Genomic DNA, 17,863 nt, shown 5'->3' on the forward strand with positions numbered 1-17,863 from the left:
GAAAGCCGGAGTCCTTCTCCAGCCCGGAGAAGTTCAGGCTCACCACCGGCACCTGGGGGTAGCCGGCCCTGGCCAGGGCCTTGCGCAGCAGGTGAATGTAGTTGGAGGCCCGGCAGCCGCCCCCGGTCTGGGTGATGATGAGGGCGGTGTGGTCCAGGTCGTATTTCCCGGAGTCCAGGGCGTCCAGGAACTGGCCGATGACCAGCAGGGCGGGGTAGCAGGTGTCGTTGTGCACGTATTTGAGCCCCAGCTCCGCCACCTGGCTGCCGCAGTTTTGCAGCAGCTCGCACCGGTAGCCCGTCTGCTCCATGGCCGCCGCCAGAATGCGGAACTGCACCGGAGCCATGTTGGGAATCAGAATCGTATAGTCTTTTTTCATCTCCGGGGTGAACCGGGGATATTCCAAAGCGGCCTGTTCCATGTCCTCAGACCTCCTTTTTTCGTTTTTCGTCCTGCTCGTCCAGCGCGGCGAACAGGCTGCGCAGGCGGATGCGCACGGCCCCCAGGTTGGTGATCTCGTCGATCTTCAGCTGGGTGTAGAGCTTGCCGCCCGCCTGCAAAATCTCCCGGGTCTCGTCGGAGGTGATGGCGTCCACCCCGCAGCCGAAGCTCACCAGCTGCACCAAATCCATGTCGGGCTGCGTGCAGCAGTACTTAGCCGCCGCGTACAGCCGGGCGTGGTAGGTCCACTGGTTCAGCACCGTGGTGGGGAACCGCTCCACCCGGTTGGAGACGGCATCCTCCGTCACCACCGCCGCGCCGAAGCGGGTGATGAGGGTGTCGATGCCGTGGTTCACCTCCGGGTCCACGTGGTAGGGCCGGCCCGCCAGCACAATGATGCGGCGGCCCTCCCCCCGGGCCTGGTCCATGATCCGCTCCCCCTCCCTGCGGATGAGGGCCATGTGGTTGGCGTACTCGGCGTAGGCCGCGTCAGCGGCCTCCCGGACCTCGCCCCTGGTGATGTCCGGGAAGTACCGGCGGAGCATGGCGTGGCTCTTCTTGGTGAAGTCCTTGGGCCGGTGGAGTCCCACATAGTCGTAGATAAACCGGGTGTCCCTGATCTCCGGGCAGTTGCCCGCCAGCACCTCGGGATAGTAGGCCACCACGGGACAGTTATAGTGGTTGTCCCCCAGTCCCTCGTCCAGGTTGTAGGTCATGCAGGGGTAGAAGATGGCGTCCAACCCCAGCTTGCTGAGGAACTGGATGTGGCCGTGGGCCAGCTTGGCCGGGAAACAGGCGGTGTCGCTGGGGATGGTGCCCTGGCCCTTGAGGTACAGCTCCCGGCTGGAGAGGGGGCTGTGGTACACGGCGAAGCCCAGCTTGGTGAAGAAGGTGTGCCAGAAGGGCAGCAGCTCCCAGAAGTTCAGGCACAGCGGCAACCCGATCTTCCCCCGCCTTCCGGGGACGGGCTTGTAGCCCAGAATCAGCTTGCGCTTGTATTCGTACAGGTTCCGCTCCCCGGTGTCCGCCTTGCCGGTAACGGGCCGGTCGCAGCGGTTGCCGCTGATGAAGGTGCCCCCGTCGGCAAAGGTGTTGATGGTGAGCTGGCAGTTGTTGCCGCACCGGGCGCAGACCTCGCTGCGGGTCTCCTGGCGGAAGTCCGCCAGGGCCCTCCGGTCCAGCAGGGCGCTGGTCTGCCCGGGAAGGGCTCTTCCCCGGCCGTACAGCGCCGCGCCGTAGGCCCCCATCAGCCCGGCGATGTCCGGGCGGATGACCTCCACCCCCATCTCCTTCTCAAAGGCCCGGAGCACCGCCTCATTATAAAAGGTGCCCCCCTGGACCACGATGTTCCGGCCCAGCTCCTCGGGGCTGGCGGCCCGGATGACCTTGTAGATGGCGTTTTTCACCACGGAGATGGAGAGGCCCGCGGAGATGTTCTCGATGGTGGCCCCGTCCTTCTGGGCCTGCTTCACGCTGGAGTTCATGAACACGGTGCACCGGCTCCCCAGATCCACCGGGCGGTCGGCAAACAGCCCCAGCCGGGCGAATTCCCGCACGTCGTAGCCCAGGGCCTGGGCAAAGGTCTGGAGGAAGCTGCCGCAGCCGGAGGAGCAGGCCTCGTTGAGGAAGATGTTGCTGATGGCGCCCTCCTCGATTTTGAAGCACTTCATGTCCTGGCCGCCGATGTCGATGATGAAGTCCACATTGGGCAGGAAGTACCGGGCGGCGGTGAAGTGGGCCACGGTCTCCACCACGCCGTAGTCGGCGTGGAAGGCGTTTTTCGCCAGGTCCTCGCCGTATCCGGTGGTGGTGACGGAGGCCACGTGCAGGGCCGGGTGCTCCGCGTAGAGGGTCTGGAGCACCTCCCGGATCAGCGGCACGGGGTTGCCCAGGTTGGGCCGGTAATCCGTGAAGAGGAGGCGGGCCTCCTGGTCGATGACCACCAGCTTCACCGTGGTGGAGCCGGAGTCGATGCCGATGTGCACCGGGGCGGCGTAGTCCGCCGTAAAGGGCACCCGGGGCACCGCCGCCCTGGCGTGCCGGTCCCGGAAGGCCTCATAGTCCGCCTGGGAGGCGAACAGCGGCGGCTGGCTGCGGTAGGTCTCCGTGACGCCGTGCTGTTGCAGGCGGTCCGCCAGCGCCGCCAGGTCGAAGGTCTGGTCGGCGTAATACGCCGCTCCCAACGCCACAAACAGCAGGCTGTTCTCCGGACAGGTCCCCGTCACCCCCAGGGTGCGGTCGAAGCTCTCCCGCAGGCAGCGGGAGAAGGTCAGCGGCCCGCCCAGGTAGAGAATGCGGCCCTGGATGGGCCGTCCCTGAGCCAGACCCGCAATGGTCTGGTTCACCACCGCCTGATAGATGCTGGCGGCGATGTCCTCCGCCCGTCCCCCCTGGTTGATGAGAGGCTGAATGTCGCTCTTGGCGAACACGCCGCAGCGAGAGGCGATGGTATACGTCTTCTCCGCGGCCTGGGCGGCGGTGTCCATCTCGTCGGCGCTCATCTTCAAAAGGGTGGCCATCTGGTCGATGAAGGCGCCGGTGCCGCCGGCGCAGGAGCCGTTCATCCGCACCTCGGTGCCGCCGGTGAGGAAGAGAATCTTGGCGTCCTCGCCTCCCAGCTCGATCACCACATCGGTGCCCGGCGCCAGGCGGTTCGCCGCCACCCGGGTGGCGAACACCTCCTGCACGAAGGGGATGCCCGCGCTCTCCGCCATGCCCATGCCCGCAGAGCCGGAGATGGCCAACTCCGCCCGCCCGCCGGGGACGTACCGCTCCGCCGCCCGGCGCAGCAGCTCCTCCGACTTCTCCACAATATGGCTGAAATGCCGTTCATATGTACTGTATAAAAGATTGCCCGCGTCGTCCAGCACCACGCATTTGATGGTGGTGGAGCCCACGTCAAGACCCACTTTCAAACCCGATTCCTCCTTCGGAAAAACGGTTGCGCAATCCTAAAAGAGGCGCAAATCCCGCAGAATGCCACATTACTTGGTATCATACTCTCTTTCGACAGGATGTTCAATCGGCAAAATCCTGAAACACTGTAAAGAAAATGTTAAAAAGGTTTTGCGGTTCCGCCATGGACTTTTCAGGATTTTATGCTATACTTGTCCCATTCAGAACGGAAGCGAGGCATCCCATGGACACCGTGTTGCTGCACTGCTGCTGCGCCCCCTGCTCCCTCAGCTGCATCGGCCCCCTCCGGGCGGAGGGCATTGAGCCGGTGGCGTTTTGGTACAACCCCAACATCCACCCCTGGAAGGAATATCAGGCCCGGCGGGACTGCCTGCTCTCCTACGCCCCCATCGTCGGCATGGAGGTCCGCGTCCGGGAGGACTACGGCCTGCGGGCCTTCGTGGAGCACGTGGCGGGGGACATCGGCAACCGCTGCACCTACTGCTACGAGCACCGGCTGGAGGGGGCCGCGCAGTACGCCGCAAGCCACGGCTTCCCCGCCTTCACCACCACGCTGCTGGCCAGCACCTATCAAAACCACGAGCGCATTGCCGCCGCCGGGGCCCGGTACGCCGCCCAGTACGGCGTGGAGTTTCTCTACCGGGACTTCCGCCCGTTCTTCCGGGCGGGGAACCAGCAGGCGCGGGAGCTGGGCTTTTACATGCAGAAATACTGCGGCTGCGTCTTCTCCGAGGAGGACCGCTATGAAAAGCAAATCCGCAGGGACCGGGAGACCTTTGCCGAGTAAGGCCGGCGGGACCGGACACTCATCGGAGTGCCCGGTCCCGTTTTTTGATGGCCTCGCCCCGGAAGGCATGGGGGTGCCCGCCTACCCCCGCTCCGCCAGATGTATCCGGGAGGCAATGTAGTCCAGGTAGACCTGCCGGATTTCCCGCAGTCCCCGCTGCCGGATGGGCACCGCGTCGCCGGAGGTCAGCACAAATTCCCGGTCCGCCTCCTGCACCTCGTTCATATTGACCAGGTAGCTCTGGTGGCAGCGCAGAAACCGGGGGTCCCCCAGCTCCGCCTCCACCTGGTCCAACCGCTTGTAGACGGTGTAAACGGTGCCGTCGGTTCGGTGGAGGAGGCATTTGGTGTTGCTGCTCTCCACATAGAGAATTTCGCTGTGGGGAACCCGGATGACGGCGCTGCGGTTGTGGACGTAGTAGGCCTGCACCGCGGCGTCCTGCAAAACCCGGTCCATGGTGGCGCTGAGCTTGCGGTAGCTGTGGGGTTTGAGGAGATAGCCCGCCGCTCCCACCTCGTAACCGTCCACGGCATAGGCCGAGGAGGTGGTGAGGAAGACGATCTCTCCCCCGTAGCGCAGCTCCCGCAGCCGGCGGGCCACGTCGATGCCCAGCATGTCCTCCATGTAGATGTCCAGAATCACCAGGTCAAAAAATCCGCCGTCCTGCACTTCGTAAATCAGGTTTCTGCCGCCCTCATACTCGGATATCTCGCATGCGATGGACTTCTCCTCCAAATACAGCTGCAGAAGCTCCCGGATGATGTCCCTGTCCAATTTGTCATCGTCACAGATTGCGATCCGCATCCCTTTCGCTCCTCTCCTCGTTCCGGTTCTCCACGATAAAATTCATCAAAAAACGATGCAAAATCAATATTTCCGCCTCCGGCCTCCGTCAATCTGCTATCCTGTCGCCAAAAGGAGGTCTTACACGTGATTGTCTATCAATTCGACGAAGAACGGCTTTGCCGGGAGGAGCTTGGCAGCTACACCGCATTCAGCATCTGCGCCTATGAGGTCAGCGGTGGGACCCGCAGACTTCTGCTCCGCATTCCCGACGTCTTTCGCAGCCGGGAGAAGGCCGCCGCCTTTGCGGCGCGGTGCAACGCCCTGCAATTGTCGTTGATTCATCTTCCGGACGTGATGTACGACGCCCTCGCCGGCTGACCGTCCGCCGCGCCCAGGCGCCGCGGAGGCGGTCCCCAGGCGCCGGTGCGCCGAAGGGAGGCGCGGTTCGCCCGCCCTCCCCCGGCCCGCCGCCCCGGAGACCGCCCGCCGCCGGGCGCACCATACCGTTTTCCGCCTCTTTGACCCAGGCCCGTGCCCTGGGTCTTTTTTTGTCCCCGCCCGGCGCCCTCCCATCCCTTTTACAGGCGCAGACGGCCGCTCCCCGCCCTCTTCGCCAGCCGCCTCCCCGCTGCGCGGGGAACTTCCGCCGGGGCCCTTCTCCCTTTTTCGACATTTTTCGTACATGTTCGACAGGATGCACCTGATATACTCAGGGCGCGCCCAGCGAAACAGCCAAACACAGAGGAGGACCTACCATGACCTTGAAGGAATGCTACACCCTGTTCAGCGGCGACTACGAGGACACCGTGCGGCGCCTTGCCGGCGAGGCGCGGGCAAGGCGGTTTGCGCTGCAATTTCTCGCGGACACCAACTTCTCCAGGCTGAAAACCGCCCTGCGGGCCGGGAACCGGCCGGAGGCGCTGCGGGCGGCCCACTCCTTAAAGGGCCTGAGCCTGAGTCTGGGCTTCACAAATCTGGGCCGCTCCGCCGCGGCCCTGCTGCACCCCCTCCATACCGGTATCCCGGACAATGCGCAGGAACTGCTGGAGCGGGTGGCGGAGGAGCACAGGCGGGTGACGGCGGCCCTTCTGGCCCTGCGGGGCGGCTGCTGACCGCCCCGGCGGCCTCACCCCTCCGCCGTCAGCCGCTCCAAGAGCCCCCGGCACCCCGCCAGCACGTCCCGCCAGGTGGCCTCAAAGTCCCCGGTATACCAGGGGTCGGCCACGTCGCCGGGGCGGTCCGTGTCGTCCAGCAGCAATCGCAGCTTCTCCCCGGCCTCCGGTCCGCAGATGCGCCGCATGTCCCGGAGGTTGGCCCGGTCCATGCCGATCAGCAGGTCGTATCTCCGGCCGTCCTCCTGCACCAGGCGGCGGGCCGTCTTCCCATCGCAGCCGATGCCGTGCTCCGCCAGCTTGCGGCGGGCGGGGGGATAGACCGGATTTCCGATCTCCTCCCCGCTGGTGGCCGCCGAGGAGATCTCAAACCTGTCCCCCAGTCCCGCACGCTCCACCAGGTCCCGCATCACGAACTCCGCCATGGGGCTTCTACAGATGTTGCCGTGGCAGACAAACAGCAGCTTTTTCATCCCATATCCTCCCATCTGTTTTTTTCAGTTTAGCACATCGTTATTTTTTAGGCAAGACGCTTCCCCGGATTGTGACGTTTTCCTGCGCCTATCTCCTAAAAAACGGCGGTTTTCGACAAAATTCACAACATGAAACGAATTTCGTCGCGCAGTATCACGGATTGGGATATTCTCCCTTTTATAAAGGAGGAATTTTCCATGAGCTTTAAGTTTTTACTTTCCGGAGACCTGTTGAACGCCCGGAAGGCCCGGGGCTGGAGCCAGCCCGTCGTGGCGAATGCCGTGTCCATCACCCTGCGGGAGTACCAGAACATCGAGGGCGGGCGGTGCGTGCCCACGGCGGAGACCTTCTTGAAGCTGGTCTATCTGTTTGAGCTGGACATTCAACCCTATCGGGAGGCGTTTGAGATTCATGTACCGGTATCTTCCATTTGAGGGGGAGTGCTTCTCCCCCAGCCTGGGCCGCTACCGCTCCTTTGGCCTGCGGGCCCTGCGGGAGACGCCGGAGCGGGACGAGGAGCTGATGCTCCTGCCGGATATCTCCACGGACTTCGCCTTCGTCCTGCGGCTGGCGCACCTTCTCACCCGGCGGCAGCTGCCCCCCATCCACCTGCTGGCCGCGATGGAGGACCTGCTGTAAACGAAGGACCCCCTGAGGCCGTGCGCCTCAGGGGGTCCTCATCTGTTATTTCTTGTTGACCGATGCCGCCAGGGCGTCCGCCAGGGCGTCCATCTCCGGCAGGTTCTGCTCCTGGAGGGAGGAGGCCAGGGTCAAGCCGTCGTCCAGCAGGTCGATGTGCTTCAGGCTCTCCAGGCAGGTGCGCATCAGGGCGCCGGACCGGGGGGCCCAGGAGCCGTTCTCCACCAGGGCCACCGTCCGGTTCTGGAGATTCAGGGCCTTCATGTCCATCAGGAAGTTGTGCATGGGCGGGAAGATGCCCAGATTGTAGGTGACGGAGGCCAGCACCAGGTGGCTGTACTTGAAGAGGTCGGAGATCAGGTAGCTCACATGGGTGCTGGAGACGTCGTAGAGCCGGGTGTTGGTGACGCCCCGCTCCGCCAGCTTGGCAGCCAGCACCTCCGCCGCGGTCTCAGTGTTGCCGTACATGGAGGCGTAGACGATCATCACGCCCTTCTCCTCCGGCTCGTAGGTGCTCCAGTGGACGTACTTATCCAGGATATAGCCCAGATTCTTCCGCCACACCGGCCCGTGGAGAGGGCAGAGATACCGGATATCCAGGCCGGAGGCCTTTTTCAGCAGAGCCTGCACCTGGGGGCCGTACTTGCCCACGATATTGGTGTAGTAGCGCCGGGCGTCGTCCAGCCACTCGCCGTCAAAGTCGAACTCGTCGGCAAACAGCTTGCCGTCCAGGGCCCGGAAGGAGCCGAAGGCGTCGGCGGAGAAGAGGACGCCGCTGGTGGTGTCGAAGGACACCATGGCCTCCGGCCAATGGACCATGGGGGCGTTGACGAAGGCGACGGTGTGGGCGCCGAAGCACTTGGTGTCCCCTTCAGCCACCTCCTCCACCCGCCCGGCGTCGATGGGGAAGCCGAACTGGTGGAGCAGGATCACCGCCTTGGCGGTGGTGATGATCCGCACCTTGGGCCAGCGGAGGAGGATCTCCTCGATGGAGGCGGCGTGGTCTGGCTCCACGTGGTTGATGACCAGGTAATCCAGGGGGCGGCCGTTCAGCACGGCCTTCACATTGTCGATAAACTGGCGGCCCACGGACCAATCCGCCGTGTCGAAGAGGACGGTCTTCTCGTCCAGCAGGACATAGGCGTTGTAGCTGACGCCGTGGTACAGGGGGTGGATGTTCTCAAACAGGGAGAGGCGATGGTCGTTGGCGCCCACCCAGTAGAGATCGTCGGTGACTTTCCGGTAGTTGTACATGCAAGATACCTCCTTCTATCAGGCAGCGCCTCAAACTTCGATTTCGATGAATTGCTCCGTGCCCTCGCCGCAGTGGGGGCAGACCCAGCCCTCGGGCAGGTCCTTGAACGCGGTGCCGGGGCGGACGTCGCTCTCCTCGTCGCCCTCCAGCAGGTCGTACTCATAGCCGCAGCCGTTGCACAGATAGAGCTTGCGGGGGGGCGCGGTCCGCTTGGGCACGGCCCGCTTCATCTTCTTCATGGGCGGGGCGGGCTGCTTCTCGCCGGTGTCCAGCGCCTGGGTCAGCAGGGGCAGGATCTCCATCACGTCGCCCACGATGCCGTAGTCGCAGTTTTTGAAAATGCGGGCGTTGGGGTCGATGTTGACGGCCACGATGGTGGAGGCCTCCCGGATGCCTTTGAGGTGCTGTCCTGCGCCGGAGATGCCGCAGGCGATGTACAAATTCCCCTTGAACTTCTGGCCACTCATGCCCACGTAGCGGTTCAGCGGCACGTATTGCAGCGTCTCCGCCACCGGGCGGGAGGAGCCCACGGCGGCGCCGGCGGCCCGGGCCAGGTCCTCGATGAGCTTCATGTTCTTCTTCTCGCCGATGCCCTTGCCGGCGCTGACCACCCGCTCCGCCTGGGTGATGGGGGTGTCCATGGGGATGCCCACGGTGAAGTCGTGGCCGTCCTTTTTCAACGCCGCCACCAGGGCCTCCACCCGCTCCTGGGCGGTGCCGTCCTTCCAGATCTGCTTCTTGCGCTCGCCAGTCTCCGGCCCGTGCTTGCGGACGGGCGCGGCGTCGGCCTTCCCCGCCTTGCCCAGGATGTGGGAGGCGATGACCACCCGCTGAATCTCGTTGGTGCCCTCGTAGATGGTGGTGATCTTTGCGTCCCGGTAGAACCGCTCCACCTCCATGCCCTTGAGGTAGCCGTTGCCGCCGAAAATTTGCAGCGCCTCGTTGGTGACCTCCAGGGCGATATCGGAGGCGTACTGCTTGGCCATGGCGGACTCCATGCCATAGGGCGCGTGGTCCTGCTTCAGGTCCGCGGCGCTGTACACCAGCAGCCGGGCGCAGCGGAGCTTGGTGGCCATGTCCGCGATCTTGAAGGCGATGGCCTGCTGCTGGCAGATGGGGCGGCCGAACTGGACCCGCTCCTTGGCGTACTCCACCGCCGCCTCGAAGGCCCCCTGGGCGATGCCCAGGGCCTGGGCCGCAATGCCGATGCGGCCGCCGTCCAGCGTGGCCATGGCAATGCGGAAGCCCTGACCCTCCTTCCCCAGCAGGTTCTCCTTGGGCACCTTCACGTTGTTGAAAACCAGCTCGCAGGTGGCGGAGGAGCGGATGCCCATCTTGTCGTAGTGCTCGCCGAAGGCGAAGCCCTCCCATCCCCGCTCCACGATGAAGGCGGAGATGCCCCGGGTGCCGATGTCCGGCGTGGTGACGGCGAAGACCACGTAGGTGTCCGCCTCCCCGCCGTTGGTGATGAAGATTTTATTGCCGTTGAGGAGCCAGTGGTCCCCCATGTCCTCGGCGGTGGTCTCGGTGCCGCCGGCGTCGGACCCGGCATTGGGCTCCGTCAGGCCGAAGGCGCCCACCTTTCTGCCGCTGCACAGGTCCGGCAGGTACTTTTTCTTCTGCTCCTCCGTGCCGAAGGCATAGATGGGATAGGTACCCAGGGAGGTGTGGGCCGACAGGATGACGCCGGTGCCGCCGTCCACTCGGGCCAGCTCCTCCACGGCGATGGCATAGCTGAGGGCGTCCAGCTCCGCGCCGCCGTACTTCTTCTCGTAGGGGATGCCCATCAGGCCCATCTCCCCCAGCTTTTTCACAGCCTCCGTGGGGAAGCGGTTTTCCTTGTCCAGCATGAACGCAATGGGCTTCACCTCTGTCTCGGCGAACTCCCGGACCCTCTTGCGCAGGGCTTCGTGGGCCTCCGTGGTCTGATAAAGCATATGCGATCCTCCTTTTCCGATTTGTGCAGTCTCCGCAAAGGCCGCGAAAACCGCGCCGTCTGGTTCTGTGATATTATACAATGATCATACAGGAAAACCGCGGGAATGGCGGTTGCATCTGCAACGTTTTTCGGATTTGGCGGTCTCACCAAGAAGTCCCGCTCATTTTTGAGGGTTTTGCCCAAGGCGGGCAACCGGCCCTCCGTCACGCAAAAAAAGCGGGGGCATATCCGAAGATATGCCCCCGCTCCCTCGCGGTTTGCGCTCACTGCTCCCAGGTGACATCCACAATGGTGCCGCCGGAGAACTCGATGTATTCGCTTTTCAGGATATAGTCCGTCTTGCCGATGCGGACCTCCTGCTCCCCCACCTTGGTGGTCATCACCGCGCCGGAGGCGGTCTCCGTGGTGGCGGTGAACAGCAGCGTCGCATGGTTCGGGTCCTCCACCCACTGCCCGTCGGGGCCCAGGACGAAATAGGGCTGCCGCTCCACCGACTCAATCTGGCCCCCCACCAGCTCGCCGGAGGCCATCAGGGGGGAGGGCAGGTGGTCCAGGCAGTGCTCGTACAGCTCCGACGGCACGCCCTCCACCTTCACGGTGTAGGTGACCTTGGTCATGGCCGCCGCCTCTCCGCCGCCGCTGCCCCGGTTCGCCAGCTTCCAGCCCACAAAGGCCACCACCGCCACAATCAGCACCACGGCGATGATGTCGATGATGTTGAACTTTCCAACGCGTTTTGCTCTCTGTTCCATGCTTTCCTCCGCAGCAGGCGCCGGGCGCCCGGTTTTTTCTCCAGTTGTGGACAACGTTCGGGAGATATTGTATAATATTTTCTGAGAATCCACAAGACCCATTTCCAAAAAGAACAGAAGAAAGGCTTTTTATGAAAGTCATCCATCTCATCAGCGGCGGCGACTCCGGCGGCGCCAAGACCCATGTGCTGAGCCTGCTGCAAAACCTGAACCAGACCATCACCGCCCAGCTGGTGTGCTTCCGGGACGGCCCCTTTGCCGAGGAGGCCCGGTCCCTGGGCATTCCCACCATGATCTGCGGGGGCAACAACGTCCTGCGCATCCGGCGCCAGCTGGCGGACTACATCCGCCAGGGCGGGTTCCAGCTCATCCACTGCCACGGCTCCCGGGCCAACATGATCGGCGCCCTGCTGCGCAAGCCCACCGGCGTGCCGGTGGTGACCACCGTCCACAGCGACTACAAGCTGGACTACATGGGCCGCCCCTTCAGCCACCTGACGCTGGGCACCATCAACGCCTGGGCCCTGCGGCGGCTGGACTACCGCATCGGCGTGTCTGACGCCATGGTGCGCCTGCTGATCTCCCGGGGCTTCCCCCCCGACCGGTTTTACACCATCTACAACGGCCTGGACTTCACCCCCGCCCCGCCCCAGGGCCCCCGCCTGGACTATCTCCGCTCCCTGGGGGCGGACGTGGACGAGACGTCGGTGGTGGTGGGCATCGCCGCCCGGCTGAACCCGGTGAAGGACATGTCCACCCTGATCCGGGGCTTTGCCGCGGGCTTTGCCGCCTGCCCCCGGCTGCGGCTGGTCATCGCCGGAGACGGTGAGGAGCGGGAGAAGCTGACGTCCCTGGCCCGGGAGCTGGGCGTGGAGCGGCAGGTGACCTTCGCCGGGTGGATCAGCGGCGGCATGGACCGGTTTTACAGTGCCCTGGACATCAACATCCTCACCTCCCTGTCGGAGACCTTCTCCTACGCCCTGCTGGAGGGCATCCGCTTCCACCTGGCCACCATCTCCACCGCCGTGGGCGGCATCCCCTACCTCATCGACCAGGACGTGAACGGCTACCTCTTCACCCCCGGCGACTGGAACGCCCTGGGCCGGTACTTCGCCGCCCTGGGAAACGACGACAACCTGCGCCGCACCCTGGGCGAAAAGCTCTATGAGAAGGCCTCCGTTCAGTTCTCCATCCAGCGGATGGTGGACACCCAGCTCCACATCTACCGGGAGATCCTCCGCCGCCACAGCCGGCCCGTGAAACAGCGGGACGGGGTGGTGATCTGCGGCGCCTATGGCCGGGGCAACGCCGGGGACGACGCCATTTTGGAGGCCATCTTGCAGGAGATGCGCTCCATCGACCCGGACATGCCCATCACCGTCCTCTCCAAGGACCCCAAGAGCACCCGCCTGACCTACCGGGTCTGCTCCGTCAGCCGCACCGCCTTCCTCTCCTGGCACCGGGCCATGGGCCGCGCCAGGCTCTATATCAACGGCGGCGGCAGTTTGATTCAGGACGTCACCTCCCGCCGCTCCCTGTGGTTCTACCTCATGAACATCCGGGCCGCCAAGCGGGCGGGCTGCCGGGTGCAGATGTACGGCTGCGGCATCGGCCCCGTCACCCGGCAGAGCCACCGGCGCCTGGCCGCCTCCGTGCTGAACCGGAGCGTGGACGTCATCACCCTGCGGGAGCCGGACTCCCTGGAGGAGCTGCGGTCCATGGGGGTAACCCGTCCGGAGATTCTGCTGACGGCGGACCCGGCCCTGACGCTGCGCCAGGCCCCCGACACGGAGACGGACAGCGTCCTCCTCCGGGCGGGCATCCCGCCCCGGGGAAGGTACCTCTGCTTTGCCCTGCGGCGGTGGAAGGGCTTTGAGGAGAAGGCCCCCCTGTTCTGCGCCGCCGCCCGCTACGCCTACGAGCGCCACGGGCTGACGCCGGTGTTTGTGGCGGTGGAGAAGCACCTGGACCCCGGCGCCGGGCAGCTGGCCGCCCGGGGGCTGACGGTACCCCACTACTTCCTCAGCGACGCCGGCGGCGCCGGCACCATCATCGGCGCCCTGAGCCGGATGGAGGCGGTGGTGTCCATGCGGCTCCACGCGCTGATTTTCGCGGCGGGCCAGGGCATCCCCCTGGCGGGCGTGGTGTACGATCCCAAGGTCTCCGCCTTCCTGCGCTATATCGGCCAGGAGTGCTTCACGGACCTGGAGGCCCTGACGGAGGAAAACCTGCGGGAGATGATCGACCGCTGCATTGAGCAGTCCGCCCGGCCCGAGGCCCAGGCCGCGGCGGTGAAGCGGCTGCGGGAGATGGAGCAGAAGAACGTGGACGTGGCCCGGCGGCTGCTGGGCATGGATGCCGTCTGAGGGCGGCGGAGGGGAGACGCAGATGCAGGTCTATTCCTTTCTTTTCAGCCCCACCGGCGGCACGGAAAAGGTGGCCGCCCTGCTGGAGGGGCCCTTCCGGCCCGTGGTCCGAGTGGACCTGTCCCGCCGGGACACGGACCTGGACGCCGTCCGCCCAGAGGCGGGGGACCTCTGCCTGGTCTCCGTGCCCTCCTACGGCGGCAGGGTGCCGCCGGTGGCGGTGGAGCGCATCGGCCGCCTGCACGGCGGCGGCGCCCGGACGCTGATCGCCGTCGTATACGGCAACCGGGCCTACGAGGACACGCTGCTGGAGCTGCGGGACACCCTCTCCCGGCAGGGCTTCGCCGTGGCCGCCGCCGTGGCGGCGGTGGCGGAGCACTCCATTATGCACCAGTTCGGCGCCGGGCGGCCGGACAGCCGGGACGCGGCGGAGCTGGAGCGCTTCGCCCGGCAGGCAAAGGCGGCGCTGCTGGACCCCGGTGCCAAGGAGCCCCCGCTCCCCGGCAGCCGGCCCTACCAGGCCTTCGGCGGCCTGCCCCTGAGGCCCCGGGCAAACCGCCGCTGCACCGGATGCGGCCTGTGCGCCAGGGCCTGCCCCACCGGCGCCATTCCGGCGGAGGCCCCCGCCTCCACCGACGCCGCCAAGTGCATCACCTGCATGCGCTGCGTCCAGCTCTGCCCCAACGGCGCCCGGAGCCTGCCCGGACTCCCGCTGCGCCTGGCGGCCTGGAAGATGAAAAAGGCCTGCGGCGGCAGGAAGGAAAACGAGCTGTTTCTGTAAAGGCGCAGACGCAAACCGACATCGCCCGAACCGGACCGGTTCGGGCGATGCTGTCGTTGAAACCACCCCAGGCGCTTTTGGAGAAGGCCCCGGCACGCAGTACCCCGCCGCTGTCCATCAAAGTCGGACGGTGCCCGCACCTGCGCGGCCGGGAAAGTCATTTCCCAACGAACATGCCGTCGGGGGTAGACGGCGCCTGTGCCTGCGGGCCGGAAAAGCACTTCTCCAGCGCACACACCTCCGGAGGAGAAGATGGGACCTTTTGCCGCTGCGGCGGCGAACTGCTGCAAAGTCTCTCCGCAAACTGCGCGCCCGAACCGGACCGGTTCGGGCGCTCTTCTTTCCGCCATTCGCCGCAGCAGGGGCAAGCCTCTGGCCAGCCCGCTCCCCCGTTTCTCCTCCCGGCCCCGCCCCGGCGGCCTCCGGCATCCGCTACCGCTCCGGCGCGCAGCGCTCCCGCTGAACGGCGATGGTGGCCAGGGTGTCCCCCAACTGGGTCAGCACGGCGGCGGCCAGCGCCAGGTCCTCGTCGTTCAATCGCCCCGCGAGGGACACCGCCAGGGTGTTCACCGCCGTGGTGAGGGCCAGGGGATCACAGCCGCAGTCCCGCACAGCATCACCTCCCCGGCAAAAGCCTATGAGAAAAGGAGGGCGGTTAGCCCTCCTTTCTGGCCCGTTTCGGGTCCATGGGAAACACCGTCAGCTTCTCGCCGCCGTCCCACACCGCCAGCAGCACCTCGCCCTCGTCCCGGTAGCCCTGGCGCAGCAGAGAGCGCTGGACCCAGGACGCCTCCTTCCCCGCCTGGCGGATATTGTCGGAGAGAAGATGGCCGTCCATGACGAAGGGCGTCTGGATCTGGGACTGCTTGGGGCTCAGGTCCAGGTCCGTGGGGGTGGCGGGGCGGTCCGTCTCCTTGGGCAGGAAGCTGACCACGCCGTTGTGCTCCAGCACCGCCGACTGGAGCTGGTTGAGGTCAAACCAGCCGCCGATGCGGCAGTAGGTGAGAAACTCGCTCAAGTCCAGCTTGGCCTTTTGCAGGTTCTCCTTGTAAATGGCCCCGTCCTCCAACAGCACCAGGGGCTTGCCCGTCACCAGCGTCCGCAGCTTCAGGGACTTGCTGGTAAGCAGGGAGATCACCACCGCCGTGACGCCGTAGACCACCAGCGCCGTCAGGGGCTGTGCGGGGGACTCCAGCTCCGTGGCCATCTCCGCCGCCACGGAGCCGATGGTGATGCCCACCACATAGTCGAACATGGTCATCTGGGACACCTGCTTGGTGCCCATCAGCTTGGCCAGCAGGAACAGCACCACGATGGACAGCAGGGATACCAGGGCCGTCAGGCCGATCTCTGTGAGCAGCTGCATGAAAAAACCGCCTCCCGGGTCAATGTCGTTTCCGGCAGTATCCCACGGGAGGCGGTATTTTATTCCCGCACGCTGCCCCGCACCGGCGGTTTTGCGTGGGGCTCCCCGGCGTGGTGGCTGTTGGTGTGGACGTTGATGTACTGGGCCTTCAGCTTGGAGTAGAGGATGGTCTGGCTGGAGTAGAGGCCGTTGTAGCCCGAGAGCATGTAGCTGATGCAGCAGGCCAGGGCGAAGTACAGCAGCCCCCCGTCCCCGAACAGCTCCACGGACAAAAAGATGGAGGCCATGGGGCAGTTGACGGCGCCGCAGAACACGCTGACCAGCCCCAGGGCAGCGGCGAAGCCCGCGGGAATGCCCAAAAGCGGCCCCACCACGCAGCCGAAGGTGGCCCCCACGAAGAAGGAGGGCACCACCTCGCCGCCCTTGAACCCGGCGGAGAGGGTGATGGCGGTGAAGAGCAGCTTCAAGAGGAAGGCGGCAGGGTGGGTGACCCCCTCCTCCACGGCGGCGGTGATGACCTCCATCCCGGCGCCGTTGTAGTCCGTGGTGCCGCACAGGTGGGTCAGAGCCACGATGACCGCGCCCCCCAGCGCCGCCCGAACCCAGGCGTTTGGCAGGCGCTTTTGCATCTGGTGTTCGGCAAAGTGGATGGTGCTGCAAAAGAGGATGGAGACCAGGGCGCACAGCACCGCCAGCGCCGCCACCCGCAGCAGCATCCACGCCTCCAGCGCGGGCATCTCCACGGTGAACCGGGTGGGCTCCACGCCCATGAAGCGGGACACCCCGTAGGCCACCAGCGAGGCGGTCAGACAGGGGATCATGGCCGCGTGGTACATCACCCCCACGCTGATGACCACGATGGCAAAGATCGTGGCGGCCAGGGGCGTGCCGAAGAGGGCGGAGAAGAAGGCGGCCATGCCCGTCATGGTGGCGGTGCGCAGGTCCCGGTCGTCCAGATGGAACAGCCCGCCGGTGTGGTAGCCGATGGTGCCCCCCATCTGAAGGGCGGCGCCCTCCCGCCCGGCGGAGCCGCCGCACAGGTGGGTCAGAATCGTGCCCACAAAGATGGCGGGCAGCAGCAGCAGGGACAGCCCCTTCCCCAGCCGCACCTGGTCAATGATGTCGTTGGTGCCCTGGCCCTCGGTCTTGGTGACCCGGTAAAACGCCACGATGGCAAGACCCGCCAGCGGCAGGCACCACAGCAGCCAGGGGTTGGCCTCCCGCAGGGACGTGGCCTGGTGGACACCGATGTGGAAGGCGGAGCCCACCACGCCGCAGGCGAGGCCCGTCACCACCGCCAGCGCCAGCCATTTCGCCAGCGCCTGGATATACAGTCTGGTGTGCAGCAGCCAGGACCAGACCCGTTTGACAATCACGCTTCCCATGGTCTTCCCTCCTCACACATGGGCCGCCGCGGGCACGGCTCCGCCGCCCAGGCGGCTCTCCAGCAGCTCGGGCCGCTTCAAATAGCGCTCAAAGGCGGCGAAGAAGCGGGAGTACTCGATGCCGGTGGCAATCCGCTCGTCCATCACCACGCCCAGGGGCAGCTGCTTTTTCCGGCTTCCGGCTGGGGCCGCCGGGTCCGGCACCGGCTTGCCCATGCACACGAACACGCTGGTGGTGCCGAACTCATAACAGTGGTGGAAGATGAAGCGGGTGTTGATGGAGGCCAGGTTGGTGATAAACAGGCTGGTGTGGAAGGGGCTCAGCTCAATGACCTTCCGGGGCAGCAGGCCGTGGAGGTCCAGGTGGTAGGCCAGCCAGAACACCAGCCGGGCCAGGCCCGGCACGCCGAAGGCGGCGTTCACAAACTTATCCGCGCCGTTGTTGTGGGCGGCCTCCTGATTCCTCTCCACATGCTCCCGGATCTTGCGGCTGATGGTGAAGATGTCGTCCGCCGGGTCCAGAAACACCTTCAGCGGCGTCTCGTCCGGCGTGCCGTCCGCCCGGGTCTTGAGAATCACAAAGCTGACGCAGAAGTGATTCCGCCGGTAGACCTTCCGGTTCATGACGAAGTAGTTCACCTTGGGGTTTTCCAGGGCCGCCTTGTAGTAGGCGGCCACCAGCACGCTCATGTGGGTCACACTCTGCCCCTGGCGCCGCTTTTCCCGGATGTAGGCCCGGATGGCCTCCTCATCCGCGTAGTCGCTGGCCCAGTTCTGGGCGTCGAAGCGTTTGGGCATGAGATAGGGCAGCGCCTGCACAATGGGCGTCAGCCCCCTCACCCGGGTTCCGTCCGGTCTCATAGT

General features: G+C 65.4%; 17 protein-coding genes and 1 pseudogene. 7 read left to right on the forward strand and 11 right to left on the reverse strand.

Features of this window, described 5'->3' with window-relative positions; all coding sequences use genetic code 11:
• Positions 1–421: pseudogene (locus tag QZS21_RS03555) on the reverse strand (2-hydroxyacyl-CoA dehydratase); the annotation flags it as partial.
• A gap of 4 nt (positions 422–425) precedes the next feature.
• The gene (locus QZS21_RS03560; protein WP_295580370.1) at positions 426–3,356 is read right to left on the reverse strand and encodes an acyl-CoA dehydratase activase; all 2,931 of its coding nucleotides are present in this window, start codon (positions 3,354–3,356) and stop codon (positions 426–428) included.
• A 224-nt stretch (positions 3,357–3,580) separates the two neighbouring features.
• Between QZS21_RS03560 and QZS21_RS03565 the strand changes: the two genes are divergently transcribed.
• Complete coding sequence (locus QZS21_RS03565) at positions 3,581–4,144, forward strand: epoxyqueuosine reductase QueH (RefSeq protein ID WP_295580372.1); 564 nt, start codon at positions 3,581–3,583, stop codon at positions 4,142–4,144.
• Between the two features lie 81 nt (positions 4,145–4,225).
• On the opposite strand, the gene QZS21_RS03570 is transcribed toward QZS21_RS03565, so the two are convergent.
• Complete coding sequence (locus QZS21_RS03570) at positions 4,226–4,948, reverse strand: LytTR family DNA-binding domain-containing protein (RefSeq protein WP_295580374.1); 723 nt, start codon at positions 4,946–4,948, stop codon at positions 4,226–4,228.
• A 126-nt stretch (positions 4,949–5,074) separates the two neighbouring features.
• Between QZS21_RS03570 and QZS21_RS03575 the strand changes: the two genes are divergently transcribed.
• Both QZS21_RS03575 and QZS21_RS03580 read left to right on the forward strand, forming a co-directional pair.
• The gene (locus QZS21_RS03575) at positions 5,075–5,308 is read left to right on the forward strand and encodes a hypothetical protein (RefSeq protein WP_295580376.1); all 234 of its coding nucleotides are present in this window, start codon (positions 5,075–5,077) and stop codon (positions 5,306–5,308) included.
• Between the two features lie 377 nt (positions 5,309–5,685).
• Entirely contained in the window at positions 5,686–6,042 is a 357-nt protein-coding gene (locus QZS21_RS03580) for an Hpt domain-containing protein (RefSeq protein ID WP_295580378.1), read from the forward strand.
• Between the two features lie 14 nt (positions 6,043–6,056).
• On the opposite strand, the gene QZS21_RS03585 is transcribed toward QZS21_RS03580, so the two are convergent.
• Complete coding sequence (locus tag QZS21_RS03585) at positions 6,057–6,515, reverse strand: low molecular weight protein-tyrosine-phosphatase (RefSeq protein ID WP_295580380.1); 459 nt, start codon at positions 6,513–6,515, stop codon at positions 6,057–6,059.
• A gap of 198 nt (positions 6,516–6,713) precedes the next feature.
• Between QZS21_RS03585 and QZS21_RS03590 the strand changes: the two genes are divergently transcribed.
• Together QZS21_RS03590 and QZS21_RS03595 are read left to right on the forward strand one after the other, a co-directional pair.
• Positions 6,714–6,950 carry a helix-turn-helix transcriptional regulator gene (locus QZS21_RS03590; protein ID WP_295580382.1) on the forward strand — a complete coding sequence of 79 codons (237 nt, stop codon included), beginning with the start codon at positions 6,714–6,716 and terminating at the stop codon, positions 6,948–6,950.
• Complete coding sequence (locus tag QZS21_RS03595; RefSeq protein ID WP_295580384.1) at positions 6,928–7,155, forward strand: DUF6514 family protein; 228 nt, start codon at positions 6,928–6,930, stop codon at positions 7,153–7,155. The genes QZS21_RS03590 and QZS21_RS03595 overlap by 23 nt, the downstream gene beginning before the upstream one ends.
• A gap of 45 nt (positions 7,156–7,200) precedes the next feature.
• Here QZS21_RS03595 and QZS21_RS03600 read toward each other — a convergent pair whose 3' ends face one another.
• From QZS21_RS03600 to QZS21_RS03610, 3 genes are all read right to left on the reverse strand, one after another.
• A complete protein-coding gene (locus QZS21_RS03600; RefSeq protein ID WP_295580386.1) occupies positions 7,201–8,409 on the reverse strand; it encodes an FprA family A-type flavoprotein in 1,209 nt (402 codons plus the stop codon).
• A gap of 30 nt (positions 8,410–8,439) precedes the next feature.
• Positions 8,440–10,347: an acyl-CoA dehydrogenase family protein gene (locus QZS21_RS03605; protein WP_295580388.1), complete on the reverse strand. Its 1,908-nt coding sequence runs from the start codon at positions 10,345–10,347 to the stop codon at positions 8,440–8,442.
• 265 nt (positions 10,348–10,612) lie between these two features.
• Positions 10,613–11,101 (reverse strand): DUF4330 domain-containing protein, encoded by a 489-nt coding sequence (locus QZS21_RS03610; protein ID WP_295580390.1) that lies wholly within the window; start codon positions 11,099–11,101, stop codon positions 10,613–10,615.
• A gap of 131 nt (positions 11,102–11,232) precedes the next feature.
• Here QZS21_RS03610 and csaB point away from each other — a divergent pair, with 131 nt between their 5' ends.
• Both csaB and QZS21_RS03620 read left to right on the forward strand, forming a co-directional pair.
• Positions 11,233–13,467 (forward strand): polysaccharide pyruvyl transferase CsaB, encoded by a 2,235-nt coding sequence (csaB, locus tag QZS21_RS03615; protein WP_295580392.1) that lies wholly within the window; start codon positions 11,233–11,235, stop codon positions 13,465–13,467.
• A 22-nt stretch (positions 13,468–13,489) separates the two neighbouring features.
• Positions 13,490–14,248 carry a 4Fe-4S binding protein gene (locus QZS21_RS03620; protein WP_295580394.1) on the forward strand — a complete coding sequence of 253 codons (759 nt, stop codon included), beginning with the start codon at positions 13,490–13,492 and terminating at the stop codon, positions 14,246–14,248.
• Positions 14,249–14,680: 432 nt separating this feature from the next.
• Here QZS21_RS03620 and QZS21_RS03625 read toward each other — a convergent pair whose 3' ends face one another.
• From QZS21_RS03625 to QZS21_RS03640, 4 genes are read right to left on the reverse strand one after another with little or no spacing between them, the layout of a single operon-like run.
• The gene (locus QZS21_RS03625; protein WP_295580396.1) at positions 14,681–14,860 is read right to left on the reverse strand and encodes a DUF6774 domain-containing protein; all 180 of its coding nucleotides are present in this window, start codon (positions 14,858–14,860) and stop codon (positions 14,681–14,683) included.
• A gap of 43 nt (positions 14,861–14,903) precedes the next feature.
• Complete coding sequence (locus tag QZS21_RS03630) at positions 14,904–15,614, reverse strand: DUF421 domain-containing protein (RefSeq protein ID WP_295580398.1); 711 nt, start codon at positions 15,612–15,614, stop codon at positions 14,904–14,906.
• A 59-nt stretch (positions 15,615–15,673) separates the two neighbouring features.
• Entirely contained in the window at positions 15,674–16,999 is a 1,326-nt protein-coding gene (locus QZS21_RS03635) for a chloride channel protein (RefSeq protein WP_295580400.1), read from the reverse strand.
• A gap of 12 nt (positions 17,000–17,011) precedes the next feature.
• On the reverse strand, positions 17,012–17,860 hold the full coding sequence (locus QZS21_RS03640) for a hypothetical protein (RefSeq protein ID WP_295580402.1): 849 nt from the start codon (positions 17,858–17,860) through the stop codon (positions 17,012–17,014).
• Positions 17,861–17,863: the final 3 nt, after the last annotated feature.

This window comes from uncultured Oscillibacter sp. (assembly GCF_900544955.1).
Taxonomy (GTDB): Bacteria; Bacillota; Clostridia; order Oscillospirales; family Oscillospiraceae; genus Oscillibacter.

Excerpts from the sequence above, each read along its gene's own strand:
- QZS21_RS03565 (WP_295580372.1), top strand. The coding sequence starts at position 3,581 with ATGGACACCGTGTTGCTGCACTGCTGCTGCGCCCCCTGCTCCCTCAGC.
- QZS21_RS03570 (WP_295580374.1), bottom strand. The coding sequence starts at position 4,948 with ATGCGGATCGCAATCTGTGACGATGACAAATTGGACAGGGACATCATC.
- QZS21_RS03580 (WP_295580378.1), top strand. The coding sequence starts at position 5,686 with ATGACCTTGAAGGAATGCTACACCCTGTTCAGCGGCGACTACGAGGAC.
- QZS21_RS03585 (WP_295580380.1), bottom strand. The coding sequence starts at position 6,515 with ATGAAAAAGCTGCTGTTTGTCTGCCACGGCAACATCTGTAGAAGCCCC.
- QZS21_RS03590 (WP_295580382.1), top strand. The coding sequence starts at position 6,714 with ATGAGCTTTAAGTTTTTACTTTCCGGAGACCTGTTGAACGCCCGGAAG.
- QZS21_RS03595 (WP_295580384.1), top strand. The coding sequence starts at position 6,928 with ATGTACCGGTATCTTCCATTTGAGGGGGAGTGCTTCTCCCCCAGCCTG.
- QZS21_RS03600 (WP_295580386.1), bottom strand. The coding sequence starts at position 8,409 with ATGTACAACTACCGGAAAGTCACCGACGATCTCTACTGGGTGGGCGCC.
- QZS21_RS03605 (WP_295580388.1), bottom strand. The coding sequence starts at position 10,347 with ATGCTTTATCAGACCACGGAGGCCCACGAAGCCCTGCGCAAGAGGGTC.
- QZS21_RS03610 (WP_295580390.1), bottom strand. The coding sequence starts at position 11,101 with ATGGAACAGAGAGCAAAACGCGTTGGAAAGTTCAACATCATCGACATC.
- csaB (WP_295580392.1), top strand. The coding sequence starts at position 11,233 with ATGAAAGTCATCCATCTCATCAGCGGCGGCGACTCCGGCGGCGCCAAG.
- QZS21_RS03620 (WP_295580394.1), top strand. The coding sequence starts at position 13,490 with ATGCAGGTCTATTCCTTTCTTTTCAGCCCCACCGGCGGCACGGAAAAG.
- QZS21_RS03630 (WP_295580398.1), bottom strand. The coding sequence starts at position 15,614 with ATGCAGCTGCTCACAGAGATCGGCCTGACGGCCCTGGTATCCCTGCTG.
- QZS21_RS03635 (WP_295580400.1), bottom strand. The coding sequence starts at position 16,999 with ATGGGAAGCGTGATTGTCAAACGGGTCTGGTCCTGGCTGCTGCACACC.
- QZS21_RS03640 (WP_295580402.1), bottom strand. The coding sequence starts at position 17,860 with ATGAGACCGGACGGAACCCGGGTGAGGGGGCTGACGCCCATTGTGCAG.